A 24,655-nucleotide genomic window follows, 5' to 3' on the forward strand; every position below is an offset into this window, starting at 1 on the left:
GTTTGGAAGCTATTTTGTCCGGAGCAAGTACAAGAGAATGGGGGTACTAGCTGTTTAAACGAGTTTTCATATCAGCAGCAAAATCTTCGTACTTTCTTAAAGAAGTCACTTCTACTTGGACATGTTGTCCCATTTTTTTCATGATTGGCAAATCAAAGAGAATTTGGTCAAGACTATCAGGGGTAGGCACATCCACAATGGCAATTACACGCCTAGTACCTACACATTTCCATACATCTACAACCGTCCCTCCTTTTTTTGCACCTAGAGCTGCATCCGTTTCTTCTACCCAGATAGCAAATAAGTCTTGTTGAGACATACTATCTGAGTACTCCACACGAAAATCTAAATGATATAACATGGTAAATTTTCTTACTTCTTAGGTTGTAATTGCAAATCATACAGTAGAGTAAATCACTACCTATACATTTCATTCAATATTCGGCAAGTAAACTATAAGTAAAAATAATTGAGAGAAGGAATAACCTTTGAATAATTTACTGAAAGTTAAAGAAAAATTACAAACCACCTTAGACAAAATACAAACAAATGGTGATGGTTCACCTGTCACAAGCTTAAAGTTGGACAAAAACTTAGTTGTAGAAATTGAGCAAATCACCGAGGAATTAGAAGGCTTGAATCCCAATCTCTATCCTCTAGTCCATGCACCTACTTTACTGGCAGGAACTTGGCGACTGTTATACTCAACAGCTAGGGAAATACGCTCTTTAGATTCCTTACCATTGGGATTAAAAGTAGGTAGAGTCTATCAGCAAATTGATGTTTCCCAGAAATCTTTTTTCAACCTCGCTTTTGTCAAGCATCCTTTGGGACTGGTTTCCGGATATGTGAAGGTGACTGCTAGTTTTGAACCAGCAAAGGTAAATGGCTCTCCCCTACCAGATAAACGAATCAATGTCTATTTTGACAAGCGTTATCTATCCATTAACAGAATTATTGGGATTCAAACTCCCCAACTTGACCCTTTAAAAGTTGTACAAGCGCGTAGTCCTGAAGGGAGGATTCCTTATTTGGATATTACTTATTTAGATGAAACCTTGAGAATTGGACGAGGTGGTGAGGGTAGTTTGTTTATCCTCGTTAAATCAGAGGATATTTGACATCTCCCTCGATTGGAAACACGGGGGATTCTTAACAGGGAGCAGAAAGTGTACTGAGATTTTTTCAAAAATCAAATAGTAATCCTAATATTAAAAAAGTAATGATAATAACTGTCGTCATCTTTAACACAAGTCTTGCACTGGTGTTACTCTATACGGCTTTGCAATTATGGCGATTAAGGTTACGTTTAGTCAAAATCACAGATTGGATCATCTTTGTTGATAGTCAGACTCAAACCTTACTCGAACAAGCACCAGAAAAAATATCTATGAGTCAAAAAAATATTTCTCATCTAGGACATAGAAAACAGTTAATAGAGGCGCAAATTCACCATTTACGACAAATTATGCGCTTAATTCTTTGGAGCAAGCAATTGTGGGGACGTTATCTCTAGCTTATGCAGTTAAATAAATAACAACTTTTTGTACTTTAGCTGTTGTCACTCCAGAAAAACAGGTAAAATTTTGTGAAACCTGCAAGCCATAACAAACCTATACAATAGTTGTAAGGAGGGAAAGTACAAAATGTCTAACAAAGGTTCTGGAGTATTTATTGGCGGCTTAATGCTGGGGACAGCCATTGGTACATTGACAGGATTACTTATAGCTCCACGCAAAGGGCGGGAAACACGTAAACTGTTGCAAAAATCAGCTAATGCTATCCCTGAAGTTGCAGAAGATTTATCAACAAGTCTGCATATTCAGGCTGACCGTATTTATCATCATACCCGCTTAAATTTGGGTGAAACTATAGAAAGACTACAATTAGCCATTGCAGCTGGTGTAGACGCAAGTCAGAGGGAAAAGCAAACTTTGAAGCAAGAAAATAACTTGGAAAATGTAGATTCCTTAACCCAGCCATAGAGAACTAATAGAATAAATAATATAACTGTGAGCGAACCTCTGTTTTGGCTGGGATTATCTATTCTTCTAGTCGCCGTCAGTTTAACTGCGGTGTTAGTAACTGCTATACCTGCTTTCCAAGAGTTAGCAAGGGCAGCACGCAGCGCCGAAAAATTATTTGATACACTTTCCCGAGAACTGCCTCCTACTTTAGATGCTATTCGTATGACGGGTTTAGAAATTACGGATTTAAGTGATGATGTTGGCGAAGGCGTTAAAAGTGCTACTCAAATTGTCAAACAAGTTGACCGCAGTATTGATGGTGCGAGGAAGCAAGCCCAGAATGTTAATATCAATACCCGTAGTATTCTGATAGGGATGAAAACAGCATGGAAAGCTTTTACACGCCCACAATCACCTAAAAAATTAATTAATCGTCGCCTTTCTGCGTTGAATCAAAAAAAAGGGTCTTCATCCTCAACTCCGCGAGAATGGGATAGAGATGTTTAATCTACGCCCCTGACTAAACTTGTCCTACAAAGCCAGGTTAAAAATCTGCTGTGCAGAGAAGTTGAACTGGGGAAAAATTGGGGACAAAATGGGAGTATTTCCCGTAAAGCTCGTCATCTGATATTCGCCGTCAACCAAATTACAAACAAAAAATGTAGGTTGCTTGGGGTTACCGATAAACTTTCTCGCCTCCAATGCTGCATAATCAATAATCCAATATTCCTGGATGCCCATTTCTTCATAATCTCGAAGTTTATTGTAGTAATCGTCACGCCAATTAATTGAAACAACCTCGACAATTAATTTGACTGAATCCGAATTTTGGATAATTGATTCACTTTCCCACCGAGATTCCGCCCCAATAACTTCTTGGTTCAAAACGATAATGTCCGGTTCATAACCTGATTTTTCCCGTTGGGGTTTGACAATTGACTCTCTAGGAATAGTCCAAATACTTCCTTTGCCAATTTGCCTAATAACTATCAATAGTTGCTCTATCAGGGAACCTGTTAAATTTGAATGTTTCCCCTTTGGCTTGGGCATTTCGATAATTACTCCATCATGCAGTTCGTACCGGACTTCTGAGTTTTCGGGATACCAGCTGATAAATTCATCAAAGCTGTATAAATTGGGTTCGGCTTTGGCTTGAGTCATAGATCATTTTGAGTGTTTGTGATTCAAACTCATTGTATTTAAATCAGTGAACAGCTATCAGAGGTATGGTGGAGGATTTAAATCCAGGTGATACAACTGGGAACTGATAACTGATAACTGATAACTGTTAACAACTATTCCCATCCCAACTCATAGGAAATGTATGCTCTGAGAAAGAAGAAAAATCTTGATCGCATTGTAAATTTTCTTCATCGAGAACAGTGATCACCTTGTGATAAATTGCTTCTGCTTGTTCTGGAGAATCACCGATACTGGTTAATCCCAACTTACCAAACTGAGAAAGGCACCCCATTAAATGAAAAACTGTTCCTGTCTCCGTTCCAGTATCAAAGTGTAGTCTGTGGTGGGCAATAATATCCATTAAGTCGTTGGGAAGCAACCCGTGATATTTTTCCTTTTGGAGGTTATCGGTAGCAATGTAATACTTCGGTCGTCCTTGCTGACTGCAAAATAAACCTGTTTCTAAATCATAACGACCATTAGTTAATAATTTGAGGGTCATAAAGGGGTGGGTAGTACCGCCTTTACGCAAGTTAATTTCAATTGCTTGAATATCCCACGTACCATCTTCCTGTTCTACAGTAATAAAATCTACCCCATATCGCTCTAAGGCTCCCTTCTCTGCCAATTTCTCGCCAATTTTTAACCCTAACTCTTGTAATTGCAAGCGATAAGATTCATCGGCAGGGAATCTACAACCAAGGTAAATTTGATCATCTGGTCCCCCCAAAATTTGGTCATGGGTAGAGAGTATTTCTACTTCTCCTAAAGGAGTAATTCTACCTTGAACACTAGGCGATCGCTTAATTTCTCCCTCTACAAATGCTTCGACAATGGCTCCTAATTCCAAAATTCTGCTGGAAAAGTTCTCCCATGTCTCCTGGGAGGCTTGGAAGCTCAAATGGGAAAAGCGATCGCTAATAGCGGCTACTCTTTGAGTATGGGATCCATTGGGAGGTGCCAAATTGTTGATTGTTCGTAAGTCTAACAGGGCATTACCTTCTCCGGAAACTCCCTCATTCAGTTTCACTACCATCCTCTTTAATGTGGGTTGGCGTTCCCATAACTTGGCTGCTGCGATCGCCAAATCTTGGTGATTCCAAACCAGCTGGCTACCATCTGGATGGGGGACTCCACTTTCTGCAAATATCTGTCTACTACCGCTTTTTGTGCCCCAAGTCTGCAAATCAGGAGCCGCAGCATATAAAGGTACGCCCAATTTCAGAGATAGTTCTGCTTCCAAATCTGTGGAATTGTAGCAGATCATAAAGGATTTATCAACCCTCAGAGCTTGACGAATGCGGTTAAGTAAGCGGGGACGTTCTAAAATTTTTTGGCTGAGGGGTTTGAGAGATGCATCATAGGTTGAAAGCAGCATCAAACGATTGCGAGCATGGGAAAAGGGGATACCGGGCAATAATTGTAAATAGTAGTCAATAATACTGGGATGCAGAGGTACAGAGGTCACATAAATTAATCTGTTACGGGGATTCCACAGGCGAATCAAAGCAAATAGTAGGCGTTCTTCATAATGTTCGCAACCTTCTATTTTTTTGAGTTCCCGTTGATCGATACTGAGGGAAGGAATCACCAAAATATCGACATCACTCTTTGCTGAGCCGTCAATACTTTGCCAGCGATCGCGCAAAGTCGATTGCAACTGACAAAATTTATCGACTTGTTTTAACTCGGAAATATTTAGCAATTGCATGGTATATGCTTCTCCCTTATTACCTCTAGCTCTATCTGGTATATCCCAATAAATATACAGATGCCTATAATAAAATACAGATTTTTATATTTTTTATTAGATATATGTCTGAGGTGAATAAAAAATGACTCTTGTACAATAAGCGCTTTCAACCGAATCTAAAAATTCCATTTTAAATGCTGTAGACCTAATTCACAGGTTGTCATTAGTCAATTCACATTAAACGTTAGATATTTTAAGAAAATAGAATGAAAGAAAAAATAGTTTTTTCTAATTCATAACTCTTAACCCTTAACTCTTGACAATTCTCAAGCCATTACCTCAAGAAAATATCCCGCAATCAATCATGAAAATTCTTCCGATTGTGGGTTTTATAGTACTACGCATATAAGTTAAGATATTGTTGAAGGCCCAAATCTATAAGCAGTAAACTTATTACTTATTACTTATTATTTATTACTTGCCTATAGCGCTATAGTTTAAGAATTATCCGTGCCAAATTGAAATAAATTAACACTCCCGCCACATCTACTGCTGTGGTAATAAATGGTGCTGACATCAAAGCTGGATCTAGTCGTAGAAAACGGAATAAAAAAGGTAAAGCAGAACCAGAAATAGAAGCTAAAACTGAAATAGCCATGAGACTGCAACCAACAGCGATCGCTACTCCTGGCTCTTTTTGCAAAAAGAAAGCCCAAACAGTCGCAATGGAACCTAGCATTCCCCCTAATAAAGCCCCAGCCATTCCTTCCCGCACAATCACCTGTAAGGTTCCCAAGGAGTGAATCTCATCCGTATTCATCCCCCGAATTACCACCGTGGACGATTGAGCCCCCACATTACCACCAGTACCAGTCAGCAAAGGAATAAATGCCGCCAAGGTAACAACTTTTTGTAAAATGGCTTCCTCTGATTTAATAATTGTACCAGTAATGGTATTAGTTACTAATAACACTAGTAACCAGACAACTCGCTTGCGAGCGACAGTCAGTAAACCAGTTTGAAAGTAGTTGTCACCTCCAGATTGCACCCCTCCACCCAAAGCATAAATATCTTCAGTGGTTTCCTCTTCGAGAATATCAATTACATCATCAACCGTAACAATACCGACTAATCGCCGTTCTCGATCCACCACAGGTACAGCCAAAAAGTCATATCTTTGGATCGACCTAGCTACTTCTTCTTGATCCGCGTATGTATTGACAAACACTACTTCCCGAGTCATAATCTCACCCATTGTGCGATTAGCTTGAGAAACTACCAACTCTCTGAGGGAAACAATCCCGGTTAAATGACGAGCTGCATCAGTAATATAGAGGTAATAAATAATTTCACTGGCATTAGCTAAACTACGGATTCTTTCTAGAGCATCAGCCACGGTAAAATTTTCTTTCAGGGATATTAACTCTGGTGTCATAATCCGCCCAGCCGTACCTGCTTCATAGCCTAATAACTGGGCTGTGGCTTGTCTTTCTGCTGGGCTGAGTTGGTCTAAGAGACGATTGACGATTTTTGCTGGTAATTCATCAAACAACCTAGCCCGATCATCCGGGGACATCTTATCAACAATATCTAGGACATCGTGGCTGCGTAATTCCCCAATGAGCCGTTCCTGGATACTGTAATCCAGATATTCATAAACCTCAATTGCCTCATTCTTGGAAAGTAAGCGAAATGCCAAGCCATGCATAGCTTCAGGTAAACCTTCAATGGCTTCGGCAATATCTACAGGTTGTACGGGAACTAAAATAGCTTTAGCACCACGTAAATCCCCTTCTTCCAACAGCATTTGTAGCTGTTTTCTCACTAAATCTCTTAGTTCTCGGCGCGACATATCGGCATCGCGGAGGACAGAAGCACTATTGTTTGTCTCAGTCACAGTTAGTCCACCTTACCAGAGCCTATTTTCTACGAACTTATTGCCTTTAACCTAGGGGAAAGAACACCAAAAAATAAATTCTCCAATGTCATCGACTCAAACTAATTTTTGGTGGATTTAGCGTTACGCGAAGCGTCAAGCCCTCGGCTTATCGCTCCTAATTCTAAACCAGGAGGGTAGTTCCCTTCTGTTTTAATACGTTTAATTTCAGTATCTGCAATTCGTAAGTTCAGCTTAACTGCTAAAGATTGGACAATATCGCCTCTGTCAATTACACCTGCTACTGCACCGGCGGGAGTGAGTACGGTAATATGAGGTAAATTTTCGCTTTCAAGCTGATTAATAACATCTGCCAAATCCGTTGATTCATTAACGGTGGGGATTTCTGTGAGGGGATGGACAATAGTTTGCAAGGTTTGGGTTTCCCAGTTACTTCTTTCCACATGACGTAAATCATCAATGGTAACTAAACCCCGGTAACGTCCATCAGACTCAGCAAAATAAACTGGAGACTGTGAAGGTTGGTCTGCTGCTAATAAATACATATCCGCAAAAGAACGCAAAGATGAATTTGCATTTACTACACGAAAATTACGGGTCATGACATCGGCGGCAGTTAATTGCAGTAAAGTTGATTGTAAAATTGCTACACGGTCATATCTAGTGGCATTGCGAATCCCAAACCACCCCAACAAGACAATCCACAACCCAGTTACTAGCTCCCCTGTCAAATAATCTACTAAAAATCCAAAAGCGATCGCTACATAGCCTAAAATTTGCCCTGCTTTGGCTGCTAATCTGACCGCTTGAAAGCGATCGCCTGTAGCCTGCCATAGTGCTGCTTTTAACACTTGTCCACCATCCAAAGGTAAGCCGGGAATCAGGTTAAATAAACCCAAAACCAAGTTTATTTTTGCCAAATTCTCTACCATTGTTCTGAGGATTGTAGTATCTGGCAAAAGATTACTGCATAAATAAAGCAAGCCAAACAGGGCAATACTAACCGCAGGTCCAGCAATTGCCACCTGAAAGGCTTTGACTGGTGTTTTTGATTCTTCTTCAATGGCAGCAATACCACCGAATAAAAACAGGGTAATTGAATTAACTTTTATACCTTGGGCTTTGGCTACTAAACTATGACCTAATTCATGCAACAACACGGAAACAAATAGCAATAGAGCCATGGCTATACCTGCACTCCAAGCGAGGATAGTTCCCAATTCCTGGTAAGCTATACCAAAGTTGAAGGTCGCCAGTGCTAAAATAACAAACCATAAGGGGTCTAAAAATAGAGGAATCCCAAATAAAGAACCTATTTTCCAATTTGTTTGCATATATATTTCCTAGATTTCAAAATAAACTATATTATTTAATCTTTAGTAAACTATCTAATCTCACCTGATGTTTTCCAGCCCAAGCAGACAAAACCATAGTAATGATGAGCTATAGCGCTACGCGCAAGTAATAAGTAATAAGTTTACTGTTCATAGGTTTCAGCATTCAAAAATGTCCTAATGTGCTTTGGTAGTGCTACAACTCCGTAAACGAGATAGCTGTGATTTCTAGCATAGACAATTATTGTGAAGTACCATGAAAACTGACAATTGAAAGAATCAGGAGAGAAATTGGAAGAGGATAGGAATTAAACTACTAGTACAGAACGGCAAAAATTAAGCTACCATCTGAAATATTATAAAAAGTCTGATTATGTAGCCCCAGGCTAAAGCCTGAGGGCTTTTGGGGTTTGAAAATACACCCTAGGGCATTTTGGCATAATTGGGATGCACCCCATTCCCTCGATTATTTAGATATAATTCTCCAGCCTAGATCCGACCGATATTAGTTAATCCTAAAACAATACCAATACCGATCGCATGACCAAAGCACATTGCAGCAACAAATGCGGGAATACTGATGGGTAAAAAAGGTAACTTGGGACCAACTAGAGGCTGCTTGATTTTGAAGGTTAGCAGTAGAGATACTAAGCAACTAACACTAATAATTATCCCTACAGTGTTGTTCCACTCTGGTGTTGCGGGAACAGATGCAGCAGCTAGTAAGATTAATGACATTAAATTTATCTCCTGAATGGGAAATTTACAGTAAACACAGACCAAATTATTATAAATTAGGTGATAAAAACTGAAAAATATTTATTTTATGAATAAAGAGTGGGTTTTTGAGTATATATAACTAATTATTGTGAACTTATGCTGGTTTACAGAATGGATTGACTCAAATATTAGGAAGTGATCGCATAACTTCAAATCAGTATATGCATGTAGACTTATACACTACGCTCATACTCTTAATAAAAATTAAATTTTACACCACTACTTACTAACACAATCCAACAACAGCAGTAATAATATGTGTGAAATTCCAGGCATAACTTGCTAAGATTAACAAATAATTAAGGCTAATTAAACCATTGGCAATATTTCAAATTTGAATGCGAATTAAGATTTGTGGAATTACTCAACCCAGCCAAGGAGTAGCAATATCCAAACTTGGTGCCCATGCATTAGGATTTATTTGCGTTTCCGCTTCACCCCGTTACGTTACTCCCAGTCAAATTAGGACAGTAGTAGAAGTACTACCACCAACGATTGCAAAAATAGGTGTTTTTGCCAACACTATTACAGAAGAGATTGCTCGTATAGTAACTAACTCTGGATTAACTGGGGTGCAATTACATGGAGATGAGTCTCCAGCTTTTTGTCAACAATTACGTCATTATTTACCAGATGCGGAAATTATTAAGGCTTTGAGAATACATAGTTGGGAAGCATTGCAAAAAGCACAGATTTATAGTTGTTGTGTAGATACCTTGTTACTTGATGCGTATCACCCCCAGCAGTTGGGTGGTACAGGTAAAACCCTAAACTGGGAAATGTTGAAAGAATTTTCCCCTCCCAAGCCTTGGTTTTTAGCTGGAGGATTAACACCAGATAATATTTTGGATGCCCTTAGTTATGTACATCCTCATGGCATTGATTTATCTAGTGGAGTAGAATGGGCTCCTGGTGATAAGGATATAGATAAGGTAGCTAAGTTATTTGCAAAATTAAAGGATGAAGTTTCAATCTAGAATACCGACCGAGTCCTGAAATGAATCAGAAAAACCGGGCTTATGAACATTTTCAATCCGGAAATTTGAATTTTACAGCGCATAAAACCCGGTGTCTCTGATTTGAAAATAGGGGTTGGGGGATAGAGAAGAGGTATTTTCATCCTTGATGGCGAAATTTTGTCATCAGGACTGGCTCTATTTCATTTTGACCAAGGAAAAACTTAATCACTTTTAAGTTGACAACAACCAAAAAGTAACTTTTTTCGACCTAATTTCCTTCTCTATGTCTATCATGCAACCTTTATACCTTAGAAAAATCTTGGTTGATGGCGGATTAAGTTGAAGTACTCTTCCCGAGTTTTTTGCTCTTCTTGGAAAACACCTAACATGGCACTAGTAACAGTCCAAGAGCCAGGTTTTTGTACTCCACGCATTACCATGCACATATGACTAGCTTCAATGACAACAGCAACACCTTGGGGGGCGAGAATAGTCTGAACAGCCTCAGCAATTTGTCTTGTGAGTCGCTCTTGTACTTGTAGGCGACGGGAATACATTTCTACAATGCGAGCTAGTTTACTCAGTCCTACAACTTTTTGATTAGGGATATAAGCCACATGAGCCTTACCCATAAAAGGCAACATATGGTGTTCACATAGGCTAAAAACATCTATATCCCGGACTAGTACCATTTCATTGCTCCCTTCATCAAAGATGGCACCATTAACTAATTCTTCCAGAGATTGTCTATAACCACTGGTGAGAAAGCTCATGGCTTTTGCTACTCGCTCTGGTGTTTTCAGTAATCCTTCCCGTTCCGGATCTTCCCCTACTCCTAACAATAGTGTTCTGACTGCTTCCTGCATTTCTCCCATCCCTTCCTCCATCGGTGGGTGAAAATCAGCTTGCTTACCACTGAGGTTATTACGGTCTGGTATAGTGCCATTAATAGCATCTTGTAATTCAGTAATTAGAGGGGATTTAGCAGAATTAGAACCGTTAGAACCGTTAGAACTAGCAATAGTCATGATGTCAGTCTTTCTAGAATTTTTGTGTTTGAGAGATGGATTATACAAAGGGATTGATGTTCTGTTTTTAGCACCTAGATGCTTATAGAACCCCTGCACTGGGCATGATAGTCAATTCATCGATCGCTGCTTGTTGTGGTAATAATGCGGCGTGGAGAATTGATTGAGCCACAATTTCTGGGGTCAGCATATTGGAACGATCAAAGTCGGCATTCACTGTTTCTGTGTCCCAAAATTCTGTGTTTACCGCTCCAGGACAAATGGTAGTTACGCGAATACCATGACTACGCTCTTCCTCTGCCAATGCTTGGGAAAAGGCAATTAATCCTGCTTTACTCACACAGTAAGCTCCCCATCCGGAAAATGCTTGCTTTCCTGCCACGGAGGAGATATTGATTACTGTTCCCATCCCTCTTGCTCGCATGGCTGGTAAGATTCCCATAGTACACTGGAAAACGCTGGTAATATTTAAATCTAGTACTTTTTGCCATTCCTGCAAGGAGGTATCCTTTAAATTGCCGGTATAGCCCATACCAGCATTGTTAACCAAAATATCTATATCCCCAAAATCACTGGCGATCGCTTGCATTTTTGATTGCACTTGGTCAAGACAAGCTAAGTCCACAGTATATAATTTGACTGTAGCTCCTACATGCTCGGCAGCTGTAGCTACCGCAGTCAATTTATCAACAGAACGGCTGACTAGGGCGATGTCTATTCCCGCCTTGGCAAATGCCAGAGCTGTCGCTTTTCCAATTCCACTACTTGCCCCAGTAATTAGGGCACGTCGTTTCTGCTCAACACTCATGCTGTTTTCTCAATTTTTTGGCAGTTCTTAAATTCCATTGCCACATGGCTATTCTGATTTTAAGATTTGCGCTGATGAAGCACATCTCAAAACCTGAATGATTGCTCGTGACAGATGCTATACTGCGTTGCCGAAATTGGCGTAGTATTATCTATCACGCTGTCAGATATAACAATGATTCGTTATATTTGCCTGACAAATAATTGTATGAAATCTCAATTTTCTAGGCATACCCTAGGGGTAGCTCTCCATCTACCTTATCCATATTTATCGGCTATAGTTATTAACGTTGGATATGCGCCACTAGTACTACTGCGCCCAATTCAAAATTAAAAATATTCACTGGGTCAATATTCAGAGAACAAAATACTTATCATGTAAGCTTTTTGCCTTGTTTAAATAGTTGATTTACGCCGTTTCTTACTAGTTTTCTGGTGATATATCCCCTCGCAAGATAGCTTGGTTTAGATACCCAAACGAGCTGAACGTTCAACGCTAAAGTCTTCTATCTCCCAAAAATGCAAATGCCTATGGTTGATTCAGATTGTTAGAAATATTTACATACCATAGGCAATTATAACACTGGTATTATGCCAATGAATAATATTTGTGGTTATGAGTGAGAAATTTCGGTAAAAACACCAATTTTGCGGAATTTTTCATACCGTTGTTGCTGTCTTTCCTGGGGAGTTAAATGCCTGATTAACTCTAAGTTGGTTAATAGAGCATCTTTGAGAATTTTTGCTGCTGACAGGGGATCAGAATGAGCACCACCGGCTGGTTCTGTAAGGATTTGGTCAATAATGCCCAGGTTTTTGAGATCGTGGGAAATAATTTTTAAAGCTACTGCTGCTTGGGGAGCTTTGCTGGCATCTTTCCATAAAATTGCGGCACATGCTTCTGGGGTAGCGACGGTATAAACGGCGTGTTCAAACATGAGTAAGCGATCGCCGACACCAATACCTAAAGCTCCACCAGAACCACCTTCACCAATCACGGTACAAATAATAGGCACTTCAAAACGGAACATTTCTCGGAGATTATAAGCGATCGCTTCCCCTTGTCCTTTATGTTCGGCTTCTATGCCTGCCCAAGCACCGGGAGTATCAATAAAGGTAAGAATTGGCATCCCAAACTTATTGGCGTGTTCCATTAGCCTGAGAGCTTTGCGGTAGCCACCTGGAGCAGGCATACCAAAGTTACGAGCCACATTATCCTTGGTATCGCGACCTTTTTGATGACCCAACATCACTACTGGCTGTCCATCTAAGCGACCAATACCACCTACCAACGCTGGGTCATCACCACCACAGCGATCGCCATGTAACTCTATCCATTCATCACTAATTGCTTGAATATAGTCAAGAGTACTGGGGCGACGGGGATGACGAGCTACCTGTAATTTCTGGGAGGGAGATAAGCTAGTAAAAATTTCCTCGCGCAGTTGCATCGCACGAGTTTCCAACTGGCGAATTTGACCAGAGACATCAACACCATTTTCTTCTGCAAGTTCACGAATTTGTTCAATTCGGTTTGCTAATTCTGCCAGTGGCTTTTCAAAATCTAACAGTAGCGGTTTACGCTCAGTAGTTGCCATCTTAAGATTTATTTTGTATTGAATGTAAAGTTTAGGAGTTGTTAGTTATGAGTGAATGAATGATGAAAACCTCTAGATTTTAAAACTCATGGCTCACACCTCACAACTTAAAACTTATTAAACCAGCAGTGGCCTAAATCCATGTTTTACTGAAATTTGACCAATCTGCTCCATTTTGTCTACGGTAATCTGATTTCGCCCCCAAGAAAAGTTAGTGTATAACTTCTCAAATTCCAGCAACATAGATTCAGCAAAACAAGCGAACAATTGTCGCGCTGGTACATCCATATTAACAATTTGCATAATTTTCCATTCAATATCTAATGAATGTTCCACAATGCCACCATTTAGCACATGAATATCGGGATTCTGAAGTTTAGTTGCTAGGTTTTTGGGATAACCACCATCGATTAATAGGCAAGGTTTCTTAAAAGTTTGTGTGTCTATTTCTAAACCCTTAGGCATACTGGCAACCCAAACCACTATATCAGCCAGGGGTAAAGCTGTTTCCAATGCCATAATTTTGCCACGCCCTAGTTCTGCTTGTAATTCTTGCAATCGGTCTTGGTTACGAGCAATTAACAACAAATCTTGGACATCTGTTTTTTTATCCAGCCAGCGACAAACTGCACTACCAATGTCACCTGTTGCTCCACAAATTGCCACAGTAGCTTGAGACAGGTCAATTCCTACTTGCTGTGATGCTTGCTCTACTTGTCGACAAATAATGTATGCCGTATGAGTGTTACCCGTAGTGAAGCGTTCAAATTCTAGTTTAATGTTACGAACTTGTGGAAATTTATTTAAGTTAAAATTCTCAAAAATAATTGAGGAAAAACCACCTAAAGCTGTGATATTAATGCCATTCTTTTGGGCATGAGCCATAGCATTCAAAATTTTGCGAGTTGCGGTTTTAATTCTCCTGTTCGCTAGCATTTCTGGTAAAAAGCAGGATTCCACATAACGACCTTCAATTTTTTGCCCTGTAACACTAGTAACACTAATGCTATCTACTATTTGCGGTGGGGCACTGCACCAAAAATCTAGCCCTTGATCGGCATATTCGGGATATCCCAATTCTCTGGCTACTAGTTGAGCGTGTTGTAAACTCGTCAGATGTCCTATAAGACCAAACATGAACTATATTTGTTAAGCGTGTGCTTCTATAAAAGCTGGCAGGTAATTCGGGTTAAGGTATTACTAAATCTTAAAAATACTACACAAAGGGTAAGAAAAGCTAGGAACGAGGGAATGGGAGAGTAGGAGAGTGGAGGAGTGGGAGAGTGAAAGAGTGAGGGAGTGGGGGAGTGAGGGAGTGGAGTTTAGAGGATGTGCCTCTACAGTTGTGGAAATGCCTACTGTAAACTTAGGATTTTTTCTCTTTCCCTCCTTCCCTCCTTCCCTCCTTCCCTCTTTCACTCCTTCCCTGCTTCCCCCATCACCTCATCACCTCAGTCCATATACCGATAGACGCATAATGTCACGGGTAGAAAAGCCGATATTACTTAAAGCTTCTCCGTATTGAATCATAAAATCTTCTATCAAAGCTTCTTTTTCCATTGCCAAAATTTCCGCGTCTTTTTCCACTTCATTCAGCATTCTCCAGACAATGGGAAGATTTTCACGGTTTGCTGCTTCTAATTCAGCTTTTGATGACTCAAAGTGTTCATTTAACCATACTTCCCCAAAGTTTAAATGGCTGTATTCTTCTTTAACAACACCTTCCGTAATTTTACGTGCAAAATCATCGGCGACAGGGATGTAGATGTTGTATGCAGCGATCGCAAAACATTCGATAATTAAAGATTGAATTAGCAAGCAAGTAACTACTTTGCCTTCTGCGGCTGCTGCTTGGAAGTTTTCATGCAAGCCAGCGAAAAAATCCTGGGCAAATTTCATGTCAGGGGTGACTTGCAAGTTACGTCCACAAGCTTCAAAACCTTTCTTGTGGCGATTCTCCATTTTAGATAAGCGAATCAATTGTTCCTTATCTGCGGGCAGCAGTTCAGCCAGTTTGATGTAATTTTCATGGGCTTCTTGTTCCCCTTCAATTACGATTGCATTAATGCGACTGTAAGCATCTTTATATATTTCGCTGGAAAAATCAATTTTAGGTTGAGTAACAAGCTGCTGCATCGTCAATATTTACTCCTGGATGTTATCAATTATCTAAAACTAAACGTTTCATTTATCCTCTAAACTAAGGACAACGTTTGTTTACAGTTCCTAGACTGACAAAACTAAGAATCTGCAAGATATGGAAAGTATGAATTCATGAAGCCAACCCTGAGGATAAATTCAGAGAGTAGAAACAAGGATGCACCGCCACAACATTCGATCCGTGGGTTAAATTTAGGGGTTGGTGTTATCCGATGAACAACCTTTGACTTCATCCTTTCATCCTCAACTGAGATAAATAGCTTTTACAAGGGTTTTAGTCCTGGTATCAGCTACACTGGTTTAATCTAACTTAATAAATCACTATGTAATAGATTAGCCTTTGTGGGGGTTAATTAACAGTAGTCAAAAAGCTAACAATTAATCACAATTGCTCATATTTGCTTGCAATCTCCGTTTCATAATACTCCAGAGCGTCTATGACTCTCCGATAGAACGCACTTGATTGTACAATACAACCATGCTGCTAGGATTCAAGACACAACTAAATACTCTAGTGTTAAACAATATAATGATTTGATGGGATTCATATTTAAATCTAATTGGCAGCCTAAATATTCTCTATGGTTGAGCATTGCCATTTTAGTTTTAGGGATGGGGATTGTCTTACTACCATTAGTGGTGGTGCTCTTTACATCCCTGACACAAAAGGGAACTGATGGATTGTCTTTGGCTAATTATGGGGATGCTTGGCAAAGGGGTAAGTTTTTACTAGCATTTGCCAATTCTACTTTAGTTGCTCTGGCAGTTACGGCGTTACAAATAATCACTTCGGCATTAGCTGGCTATGCTTTAGCAAGATTAAAATTTTGGGGAAAGCAAGGACTGTTATTAATTATCTTGGCAACTTTGGTCATTCCCTTTCAAATGTTGGTAATCCCTATTTTTTTGGTATTGAAATGGGGACATTTAATTAATACTTACTGGGCAATTATTTTACCGACTGCGGCGAATGGTTTCGGGATTTTCTTACTTAAACAATATTTTCAAACGATTCCTGTAGAGTTAGAGGAAGCCGCAGCCATAGATGGAGCTACTCGGCTACAAATTTTATGGCGAATCATGTTACCTTTGTCACGTCCTGCTTTGTTGACATTATTTTTGTTCACTTTCATTGGTGAATGGAACGATTTATTTAAGCCCTTGGTTTTTACGACGCGACCGGAATTAAGGACAGTACAATTAGCATTGGCGGGATTTCAGGAGTTATACACTAATAACTGGTCTTTGTTAATGGCAGCAGTTATTATTACCACTATCCCAGTATTAATTCTATTTCTTTTGGGTCAACGTCAGTTTATTCAGGGGGTTGCTAGTACTGGGATTAAGAATTGACAATTTTAGATTTTGGATTTTGGATTTTAGCAGAGTTTCGTAGGGTGGGCAGTGCCCACCTTACCCATTATCTCCCCCACTCCCTGCCCCCTGCCCCCTGCTTCCTACTCCCTGCTCCCTGCTCCCTGCTCCCCTGCCTCTTCTTGAACAATGCAGCAAACACCTAAATGGCTGAAGGATTTGATCAAATGGTTCCCTACGGGTATTGGAGGAGCTGCAACAGGTCATTTTGTGTTCACTCAACAATGGAAGGAAGCTGTAGTATCATCAATGGTTACGGCTGGTTTGTCTTTGTGGGCAAAGTTCAGTACTGGCTTTATGGAAGAGCTGGAGAAAGGGGTTAATGAACGGGGGAAAAATTCAGCCAAGTCTTTACTGAAACAAGCTGATACTTTACCAGATAAACTACGGTGGATAGCGTCTGGTTTTCAAGATAAGTATTACCGCAGTTTGATAGATAAATGCCTGAAGTTGAAAACTGAAGGATTCAATATTGGCTTATCTGCATTAAATCTAGAGGATGTGTTTGTTCCCCTCAAAGTCGCCAGTTCTGTTCCCCGAAATGTTGCTGGGGGAATTATCACAGATGTTAAACCGGCTTTAAAACCAAGATTAGCAGAGTCACAAAAGAGTGGGGAAATTTGGCATTTTTTAGCCAAGAGTTCTGGGAAAATTGGTCATGACCGATGTATCGTAATTCTTGCCCCACCAGGTTCGGGTAAAACTACTCTTCTGCAACATATTACCCTCACCTATGCCAAAAGAAGCCACCGCAAGGATAAAAACAAAGCTCAAGCACCCAATTTCATCCCTGTATTATTACGGTTAAGGGATGTACGCGAGCAACTCATCAAACAAAAACCTCCCAGTCTCAGCGAACTAATTCGAGAAGAAGTTAAACGTTTACCTTCGTCTAAGAAACTCAACCCACCACCCAATTGGTTTGAGTCACGTTTAAACAATGGTAAGTGCTTGGTAATGTTGGATGGATTGGATGAAGTTACCAAGAAGAGTGAACGCTCCCAGGTGAGCCGATGGGTGAGCGAACAAATGAGAAATTACTCCCAGGCTACTTTTATTCTCACATCCCGTCCCCACGGTTATCAAAGGGAGATTTTAGGGGAACAGGTGGATAGGGTATTAGCAGTGCAGCCTTTCTCCTTGGCTCAGATGAAGGGATTTATTCACAAATGGTATGAGCAAACTGAGGTTAACCAGCAAAGGCGCAATACTCCAGCAGTGCGACAGGAGGCGGAAGAGAAAGCAAAGGATTTGATTGAAGCACTACTTCAGAATCCAGCGATTCGGAAAATGGCAAGTAATCCTTTGCTGGTGACAATGATTGCAACTGTTCACTATTTGGGAAATGCACTACCAGGGAGAAGGGTAGAACTTTACAAGGAAATTTGTGATGTTTTGTTGGGTAGGCGAATTTATGCCAAGAAACTCAACTTACCCCTAATAGCAGAACAAAACCAATTACTGTTGCAGAAACTAGCACTTGATTTGATGCAAAAGGGAAATCAAAAATTTACTTCCCCAGAAGCTCAATCATTAATTCAAGAGGAGTTAAAAAAAGTATCTACCAATCAATTGACTGTGAAAGAATGGCTGGAAATTATTAAAAATAATGTGGGTTTAATTGTAGAAAAGGAAATAGGCAGTTACGAGTTTGCTCATTTAAGTTTTCAAGAATATTTAGCTGCTGTTGAATTGAAAAAGTTAATTCAAGCAGATAAAAATCAGGAAAATATATTAATTCAACATTTCCTCAATTCTAGTTGGGCAGAAACTATTCGCCTTTATGCTGCCCAAAGTCAGGATAATACAAAACTTGTTCAATGTGCGCTGCAAGAACCCACCGTTGCTTCATTAAGTTTGGCTTATGATTGTCTACAAGAAGGTGGTAAACAAAAGGTAGAAAGGGCAACTCAGCGCCAATTAGAAGAAATTCTGGTATCAGGTTTAGAATCTAGTGAATCTGAGATTGCAACAATGGCAGCACAAGTGAGTTTATCTCGCAGATTGAATCGTTTATTGGTGATTGATGATAATATTTCCATTGACCGCAGTTATATTAATTGTGCGGAATATCAACTTTTTGTTAACGAGCAATTAAATTCACAGTTCCACTTTCCATCTGGAAGTGCCAAAAGACCAATTACTGGCATTAGTTATCAGAATGCAATTCAGTTTTGTACTTGGTTGAATGGCAATGTTTCATTGTTAATTACCAATAATGAAGATACTGAGAATATCTATTATTACAGACTGCCTACTGTTCAGGAAACTCAAGAAATTGTAGCGAGAACAGAATATCAGCAATTAGAATGTTGGACTATTGGAGGAAGTAATACCAGCAATCTAGACAGAAAAGGTATTCGAGTCATTAGAGCTAAGATTTCCACAGCATATACCAAACTGGTTAATTACCTTGCAACTGAGGCATGGGAACAAGCTGATGAGGAAACAGCGCAAATTATGCTCAAGGTGGCTAATCGGGAAAGTGCTGGTAATTTTGATGTTGAGTCCATTAAAAACTTTCCCTGTGAAGAACTCCATACTATTGATAGATTGTGGTTACATTACTCTAAGGGAAGTTTTAGTTTAAGAATACAAGCCACGATTCGGGAAGTTCTTGGTGGACATCAGATTACAGGACATTTACCTAACTTATGGTGTTTGAATTATTCTGCTAATACTAAAGATATTTTCCCAAATTTTGTCCGCAGATTGATGGTGTGTGGAATACAGTCACCTCTACCACTGTGTGAATTTGATGTTGTCACCGTTAATAACCAAGGACAGGAAATTCAACGAGAACAGAATCAAGCTGCATATTTTACTGAGAATTTGGGTAATGGTGTGGGTTTGGACTTGGTTGCTATTCCTAGTGGTAAATTTATGATGGGTACGGAAGATGAGGAAGTAGAAAGGCTGGTTGAGAAATTTGATTGGGATAGGTTTAGAAGAGAAAAACCACAACATCAAGTAACTGTTAAAACTTTCTTCATGGGTAAATATCCTGTGACACAGGCACAGTGGAAAGCAGTTGCAGCATTACCCAAAGTAAACCAAGCTTTAAAAGCAGAACCTTCTCATTTTAAAGGAGATAATCACCCTGTAGATAGAGTTTCTTGGTATGATGCAGTGGAATTTTGCGATCGCCTTTCCCAGTATACAGGCAGACAATATCGCCTTCCCAGTGAAGCAGAATGGGAATATGCTTGTCGTGCTGGAACTACTACACCTTTTCATTTTGGTGAGACTATTACTGCTGATTTAGCTAATTATATTGCCAGTAAAACTTTTGCTGAGGAATCTGAAGGAGAATACCGGGAAACAACCACCCCTGTAGGACAATTTCCACCTAATGCCTTTGGTTTGTATGATATGCATGGGAATGTCTTGGAATGGTGTGCTGACCACTTCCATGATAACTATGAAGGTGCGCCCATAGATGATAGCGCATGGGTAGCCAGTAAAAATGAGAATCATTCTTGTGTGCTGCGGGGTGGTTCGTGGGTCAACGATCCAGAGAACTGCCGCTCCGCCTTCCGCGACCTCTACGACCCAGGCTACGATTACAGCTATATCGGGCTGCGGGTTGTATGTGTTGCCGCGCCGAAGACTCTTAAGTAGCCCTTTACACTCTAGCCCTATAGCCCTCTACACTCTTTTTTACCCTCCGTTACGCTAAAGGAGTTGAGCGATCAAAAAAATTTTCAAATATTACGTTTTTCAAGTATTTTTACCGCTTTGAACGAATAATGGGAGAGATGGGTAGGGAACATCAACAATCTTTTAATATATAAATTATTTTACTGCTGCCGTGCCCTGACAAATAATTTATGTGTCGCAAATATTATTTGAATTGGGATTATTTGATTCTGAATGATGATTATGACTGATGCAATCTATGTTAACCAGACAAAGGGCACGGCGTGGGTGAGATTATTCTATAATCCTATAGATTGTTGATGCCGTGCCCCTACGGAATAATTTGTTTTTTGGTCTGTTCTAAATATTCTCTAAATATATCAAACTACTTAATTAGGGAAAACCAGAGAATTGTCTGAAGCAATTTTCACTTCATAACTATCTGAGGAAGTTTCGGGGTTGAAAAATTTGGTATTGACAACTTCTTTATATGTATCTAAATCAGTTTGCCACCCTGCGATCGCTTTCACAATATTGTCAACTTGATTATTCTCACCCTCTTTAGAAAGTGAATAATTAAAGTTACCGGAAAATAAAACTGCTGGGACTAACTTTTTATCCGGAAATTTAATTGCAGCTTGATTCACTTCTAAATTGAGTTGTTTTCCTTCCAAAGTGTAGGAAAACTTCATTGCAGCTTGTACTGGTGCATTACCAAACTCACTCCAGGGACCAGGTTGTAGTAAGTTGTTCAAGATAAAATCACGGGATGCTTGTTCTGACTGAGCAAAGAGGACATATCCGCCAAAATTTATACCAATTCCTTGATACTGAGCTTGGGATAACTTCTCTACATATCTACGAGCTATAGTGTTAACTTCAATATCTTGAGGTTCTTTGGTAGCAATTACTTCTGAGAATATAATTCTATTAAATTGGGAAACAATGCTAATGCCATTTTGGAACGTAACTTGAGCAACAGAATTATTTCTTACAGGTTCCCTCGCCAATTCCCATTCACTAGGAACAATACCAGTATATTTAAGAAAATCTGGGGCTAAAATTGTGGGATTATTTTTTTGCACAGCGATAGTAATCGCCATCTCCTGAAGGTTTACAGATTGGCTCATTATTTTTTGTTTCCTAAAATTATTTTTTGGAGTTGCTATAATTTTGGCTTGAAATTGTTTTATTTTATCTCTCAACACTATGATTTGTACTTAGTATTTTCCACATCTACTTGTGTTGTTTGTGTAATAGAAAAATAAAGCCGTTTTCATCTAAGTTAGGTACAATTAATACCAGTAATTACACTGCCAAATTTTTATCGCTCCGTCATTACTACTACTAACAATAGTCTTACCATCAGGACTAATATCAAGGGAATGAATTAATTCTAAATGCCCGATGAGGGTATCAATTAATTGCCCATTCTCCAGGTTCCACAATTTAATTGTCTTGTCACGACTACCACTAACCAGTAAATCCCCTTGGGGGCTAATTACCACTGCTGTCACCCAATCTGTATGTCCAATAAAGGAACGAACCACATTTCCCGTGTCTGGATGCCAAAGTTGAATGGTTTTATCACGGCTACCACTAGCAACACTTTGACCATCTGGAGTGATAGCAACCCCATATATCCAATCTTGATGTCCAGTAAATGTACGTATGAGATTACCAGTTAATAAGTTCCAAACTTTAACTGTATTATCCCGGCTACCACTAACTAGAATTTGACCATCCCGACTAATGGCGAGACTAGAAATAGAGTTAGTGTGTCCGTTGAGACTGCGATTTTGCTGTAATAATGGTAATTTCCACAGTCTAATTGTGTTATTGCGACTACCGCTAACTAGGGTTTGTCCATCGGGACTAAAAGCGATCGCATATACTGAATCACTATGGGCTTTTTGACTGCGAATAACTTTGCTACCCCGCCAATCCCAAATTTTGATGTTTTTGTCTAAACTACCACTGGCTAAATTTTGACCATCACGACTAAAAGCAATGTCAGTAAACCAGGTTCCTTCTCGTTTAAATAAGCCTGATGGAGAGGTGAGGGTATTGACTAAATTGCCTTTATGTAGTTGCCAAATCTTAATTGTATTATCATCACTGCCACTAGCTAGGGTTTCACCATCGGTACTAATAGTCACAGAGCGGACTGCGGCGACATGGCTGGTGAGGGTGTGAATGCATTGCCATTTTTGCCCACTTGGGGTTGTTGGAGGGGATTGATATTGCTGTGGGGGAGTGTTTATGATTGTGGAGGGAATTGTGTTTGATGATTTGGATGGAATGACTGTAGGAGTAGAAGATGCAGAGGTGCTGAATTCTATGTCTGCTAATACATCATCCACAGATTGATAGCGATCGCTAACCCTATCTTTGAGTAGTTTATCTAAAATTGACTCCAGTTTACTACTAACAGAACTGCCTGTTTTTTGCAGATGTTCTGACCATAACCACCGAGCTTCCCAAGGACTGTATAGGGTGGTGGGGTGTAAACCGGTAAGTAAGTGAACGCATGTAGCACCTAATGCATAGAGGTCACTGGCATTATATGCTTCTCCAAAACGAATCTGTTCATCTGGGGCATATCCTGGCGTACCAGCCATAGTGCCTCGATTCCCGGAAAGTACTGTACCGCTAGCTTGTTTTGATACTCCAAAATCAATTATTACCAAAGCGTGATCGCTTTGACGGAGAATAATATTTTCTGGCTTAATGTCTCGATGAATTACACTATGTTCGTGAATGTATTTTAATACTGGCAATAAATCCGTCAAAATCTGCCAAATTTGGCCTTCATTATAAACTCCGTGCCGTTCTAATTCTTGTAATAAATTATTCCCATCCACAAACTCCTGTAATAAATATAGACGTTTGTCTTGTTCAAAATAAGCCAACATCCCCGGAATCCGATTATGCTTGCCTAATTCATATAATCTAACTGCTTCTTGGTTAAATAATTCAATTGCTTTTTTTAAGGCTTGGGAATTACCTTGAATTTCTGGTGCAGGTAAAAATTGCTTGATGACACAAGGCTCATTCATTCTATCTTCATCGATAGCACGATAGGTTTTGCCAAAGCCACCTTCGCCTAGTTGACTCAGGGCGCGATATCTTTCTTTTAGTAATAGTTTAGAACCACAACTGAGACAAAAATTAGCATCAGTAGGATTTTGGGGTTTGCTGCAAAGGGGGTTTAAACAATAGCTCATGCTAATATCAATTATTTTATCGTATATTTATTTATCTACCTATAGAATCAAAACTGGTTATTATATTTCCGCCATATTTTATAGCGCTACGTGCAGGTAATAAGTAACAAGTAATAAGTTTACTGTTCATAGGTTTCAGTATTCAAAAATATTCTAACGTGCTTTGGTAATGCTATATCTAGATTAATCTTATTGAATTATTTCAAATATACAAAAATAAAATATATTATGAATACTTCTAGCTTTCAGTTAACAAACCAATAATTATGAATAGCCATAAAATTACTCCTATTATAATCCAGACAATTTCCCTACCCGTAAAAGATTCCTGAATTGGTAAATCTGGTTGTTGCTGTTCCCAGTAATAATTCATGGCTTTTAAAACAGTTATTAAAGGCAGAATCGCAAAAATCGATATTAACCCCCAAACACTGGGTAATGTTTGTAATACCAGAAAGATCCAATAAACAAGAGTCACCCAAAACGGTGAATGTTTTTCTCTATAACCTTGCTCCTCTGCGATCGCAAAAGCCTTTTGTGCCAAACTATATAAATAAAAAGGGAAAAACCAAGCACGAAACCAAGCACTAAGATTTAAAGTTTCCCTCTCCTTGAACATTTTCCATTGCTTATGTGCCCAGGGAAGTTGATATAATCCTCCTGTAAAAAGGTATAATGTACAAAATTTCCACACTGGCATAACGTTAGAAAATTGAGTATTTTCTGAATTTTTAATTGATTGATTCATATTTGTTAATATACTGATGATTAATTATTATAAATAATCTGGAAATATTAAGTTTAATAGAATTGAATTTATTCCTGGATACACAACATTACTTGTGTTCATTAAATCTCAGTATTAGACTATTCAAATATGGTAACTTTTTCGCTGAAATTTTAAAATAAAACTTAGTAAAATTTTAGCCTCTCAGTCTTCACACTTATTGATAAATCTTCATATTTTGTAAACATCAGCACCTTATAGGAATACGTGCAAGTAATAACTG

The 24,655-nt window shown here is 39.3% G+C and carries 21 protein-coding genes; 7 read left to right on the top strand and 14 right to left on the bottom strand.

Going from position 1 to position 24,655, the window contains the following annotated elements:
- Positions 1-46 precede the first annotated feature (46 nt).
- On the bottom strand, positions 47-361 hold the full coding sequence (locus tag CALSC_RS16290) for a muconolactone Delta-isomerase (RefSeq protein WP_088242364.1): 315 nt from the start codon (positions 359-361) through the stop codon (positions 47-49).
- Between the two features lie 127 nt (positions 362-488).
- On the opposite strand from CALSC_RS16290, the gene CALSC_RS16295 reads away from it, so the two are divergent.
- The 4 genes from CALSC_RS16295 (at position 489) to CALSC_RS16310 (ending at position 2,474) form a co-directional block, all read left to right on the top strand.
- Complete coding sequence (locus CALSC_RS16295; protein ID WP_088242365.1) at positions 489-1,121, top strand: PAP/fibrillin family protein; 633 nt, start codon at positions 489-491, stop codon at positions 1,119-1,121.
- A 101-nt stretch (positions 1,122-1,222) separates the two neighbouring features.
- Positions 1,223-1,516, top strand: a complete 294-nt coding sequence (locus CALSC_RS16300; protein WP_088242366.1) for a hypothetical protein — start codon at positions 1,223-1,225, stop codon at positions 1,514-1,516.
- A 130-nt stretch (positions 1,517-1,646) separates the two neighbouring features.
- Positions 1,647-1,985, top strand: a complete 339-nt coding sequence (locus CALSC_RS16305) for a YtxH domain-containing protein (protein WP_088242367.1) — start codon at positions 1,647-1,649, stop codon at positions 1,983-1,985.
- Positions 1,986-2,012: 27 nt separating this feature from the next.
- Positions 2,013-2,474 carry a hypothetical protein gene (locus CALSC_RS16310; protein WP_235006814.1) on the top strand — a complete coding sequence of 154 codons (462 nt, stop codon included), beginning with the start codon at positions 2,013-2,015 and terminating at the stop codon, positions 2,472-2,474.
- A 24-nt stretch (positions 2,475-2,498) separates the two neighbouring features.
- On the opposite strand, the gene CALSC_RS16315 is transcribed toward CALSC_RS16310, so the two are convergent.
- From CALSC_RS16315 to psaK, 5 genes are all read right to left on the bottom strand, one after another.
- Positions 2,499-3,128, bottom strand: a complete 630-nt coding sequence (locus CALSC_RS16315) for a Uma2 family endonuclease (RefSeq protein WP_088242368.1) — start codon at positions 3,126-3,128, stop codon at positions 2,499-2,501.
- A 127-nt stretch (positions 3,129-3,255) separates the two neighbouring features.
- On the bottom strand, positions 3,256-4,860 hold the full coding sequence (locus CALSC_RS16320; protein WP_088242369.1) for a peptide ligase PGM1-related protein: 1,605 nt from the start codon (positions 4,858-4,860) through the stop codon (positions 3,256-3,258).
- A gap of 472 nt (positions 4,861-5,332) precedes the next feature.
- Complete coding sequence (mgtE, locus tag CALSC_RS16325) at positions 5,333-6,739, bottom strand: magnesium transporter (protein ID WP_088242370.1); 1,407 nt, start codon at positions 6,737-6,739, stop codon at positions 5,333-5,335.
- 101 nt (positions 6,740-6,840) lie between these two features.
- Positions 6,841-8,073, bottom strand: coding sequence for a site-2 protease family protein (locus CALSC_RS16330; protein ID WP_088242371.1), 1,233 nt, complete (start codon positions 8,071-8,073; stop codon positions 6,841-6,843).
- Positions 8,074-8,562: 489 nt separating this feature from the next.
- Positions 8,563-8,811, bottom strand: a complete 249-nt coding sequence (gene psaK / locus CALSC_RS16335; RefSeq protein WP_088242372.1) for a photosystem I reaction center subunit PsaK — start codon at positions 8,809-8,811, stop codon at positions 8,563-8,565.
- 380 nt (positions 8,812-9,191) lie between these two features.
- Between psaK and CALSC_RS16340 the strand changes: the two genes are divergently transcribed.
- On the top strand, positions 9,192-9,830 hold the full coding sequence (locus tag CALSC_RS16340) for a phosphoribosylanthranilate isomerase (RefSeq protein ID WP_088242373.1): 639 nt from the start codon (positions 9,192-9,194) through the stop codon (positions 9,828-9,830).
- Positions 9,831-10,120: 290 nt separating this feature from the next.
- On the opposite strand, the gene folE is transcribed toward CALSC_RS16340, so the two are convergent.
- The 5 genes from folE to CALSC_RS16365 all read right to left on the bottom strand — a co-directional run bounded on the left by folE (position 10,121) and on the right by CALSC_RS16365 (position 15,381).
- A complete protein-coding gene (gene folE, locus CALSC_RS16345; protein WP_088242374.1) occupies positions 10,121-10,840 on the bottom strand; it encodes a GTP cyclohydrolase I FolE in 720 nt (239 codons plus the stop codon).
- Between the two features lie 82 nt (positions 10,841-10,922).
- Positions 10,923-11,648: an SDR family oxidoreductase gene (locus CALSC_RS16350; protein ID WP_088242375.1), complete on the bottom strand. Its 726-nt coding sequence runs from the start codon at positions 11,646-11,648 to the stop codon at positions 10,923-10,925.
- A 613-nt stretch (positions 11,649-12,261) separates the two neighbouring features.
- The gene (locus tag CALSC_RS16355; RefSeq protein WP_088242376.1) at positions 12,262-13,245 is read right to left on the bottom strand and encodes an acetyl-CoA carboxylase carboxyltransferase subunit alpha; all 984 of its coding nucleotides are present in this window, start codon (positions 13,243-13,245) and stop codon (positions 12,262-12,264) included.
- A gap of 117 nt (positions 13,246-13,362) precedes the next feature.
- Positions 13,363-14,382 carry a long-chain acyl-[acyl-carrier-protein] reductase gene (locus tag CALSC_RS16360; protein WP_088242377.1) on the bottom strand — a complete coding sequence of 340 codons (1,020 nt, stop codon included), beginning with the start codon at positions 14,380-14,382 and terminating at the stop codon, positions 13,363-13,365.
- Between the two features lie 309 nt (positions 14,383-14,691).
- The gene (locus tag CALSC_RS16365) at positions 14,692-15,381 is read right to left on the bottom strand and encodes an aldehyde oxygenase (deformylating) (RefSeq protein WP_088242378.1); all 690 of its coding nucleotides are present in this window, start codon (positions 15,379-15,381) and stop codon (positions 14,692-14,694) included.
- 561 nt (positions 15,382-15,942) lie between these two features.
- Between CALSC_RS16365 and CALSC_RS16370 the strand changes: the two genes are divergently transcribed.
- Positions 15,943-16,758 carry a carbohydrate ABC transporter permease gene (locus CALSC_RS16370; protein WP_088242383.1) on the top strand — a complete coding sequence of 272 codons (816 nt, stop codon included), beginning with the start codon at positions 15,943-15,945 and terminating at the stop codon, positions 16,756-16,758.
- A gap of 150 nt (positions 16,759-16,908) precedes the next feature.
- A complete protein-coding gene (locus CALSC_RS16375; RefSeq protein WP_088242379.1) occupies positions 16,909-20,400 on the top strand; it encodes an SUMF1/EgtB/PvdO family nonheme iron enzyme in 3,492 nt (1,163 codons plus the stop codon).
- A 407-nt stretch (positions 20,401-20,807) separates the two neighbouring features.
- Here the strand turns inward: CALSC_RS16375 and CALSC_RS16380 are convergent, their stop codons facing one another.
- From CALSC_RS16380 to CALSC_RS16390, 3 genes are all read right to left on the bottom strand, one after another.
- A complete protein-coding gene (locus tag CALSC_RS16380; protein ID WP_143288277.1) occupies positions 20,808-21,548 on the bottom strand; it encodes a hypothetical protein in 741 nt (246 codons plus the stop codon).
- A gap of 165 nt (positions 21,549-21,713) precedes the next feature.
- Positions 21,714-23,645 (bottom strand): serine/threonine-protein kinase, encoded by a 1,932-nt coding sequence (locus CALSC_RS16385; RefSeq protein WP_088242381.1) that lies wholly within the window; start codon positions 23,643-23,645, stop codon positions 21,714-21,716.
- A gap of 238 nt (positions 23,646-23,883) precedes the next feature.
- Positions 23,884-24,393, bottom strand: coding sequence for a hypothetical protein (locus tag CALSC_RS16390; protein WP_088242382.1), 510 nt, complete (start codon positions 24,391-24,393; stop codon positions 23,884-23,886).
- Positions 24,394-24,655 lie beyond the last annotated feature (262 nt).

The sequence above is a fragment of the Calothrix rhizosoleniae SC01 genome (assembly GCF_900185595.1).
Taxonomy (GTDB): domain Bacteria; phylum Cyanobacteriota; class Cyanobacteriia; order Cyanobacteriales; family Nostocaceae; genus Calothrix_A; species Calothrix_A rhizosoleniae.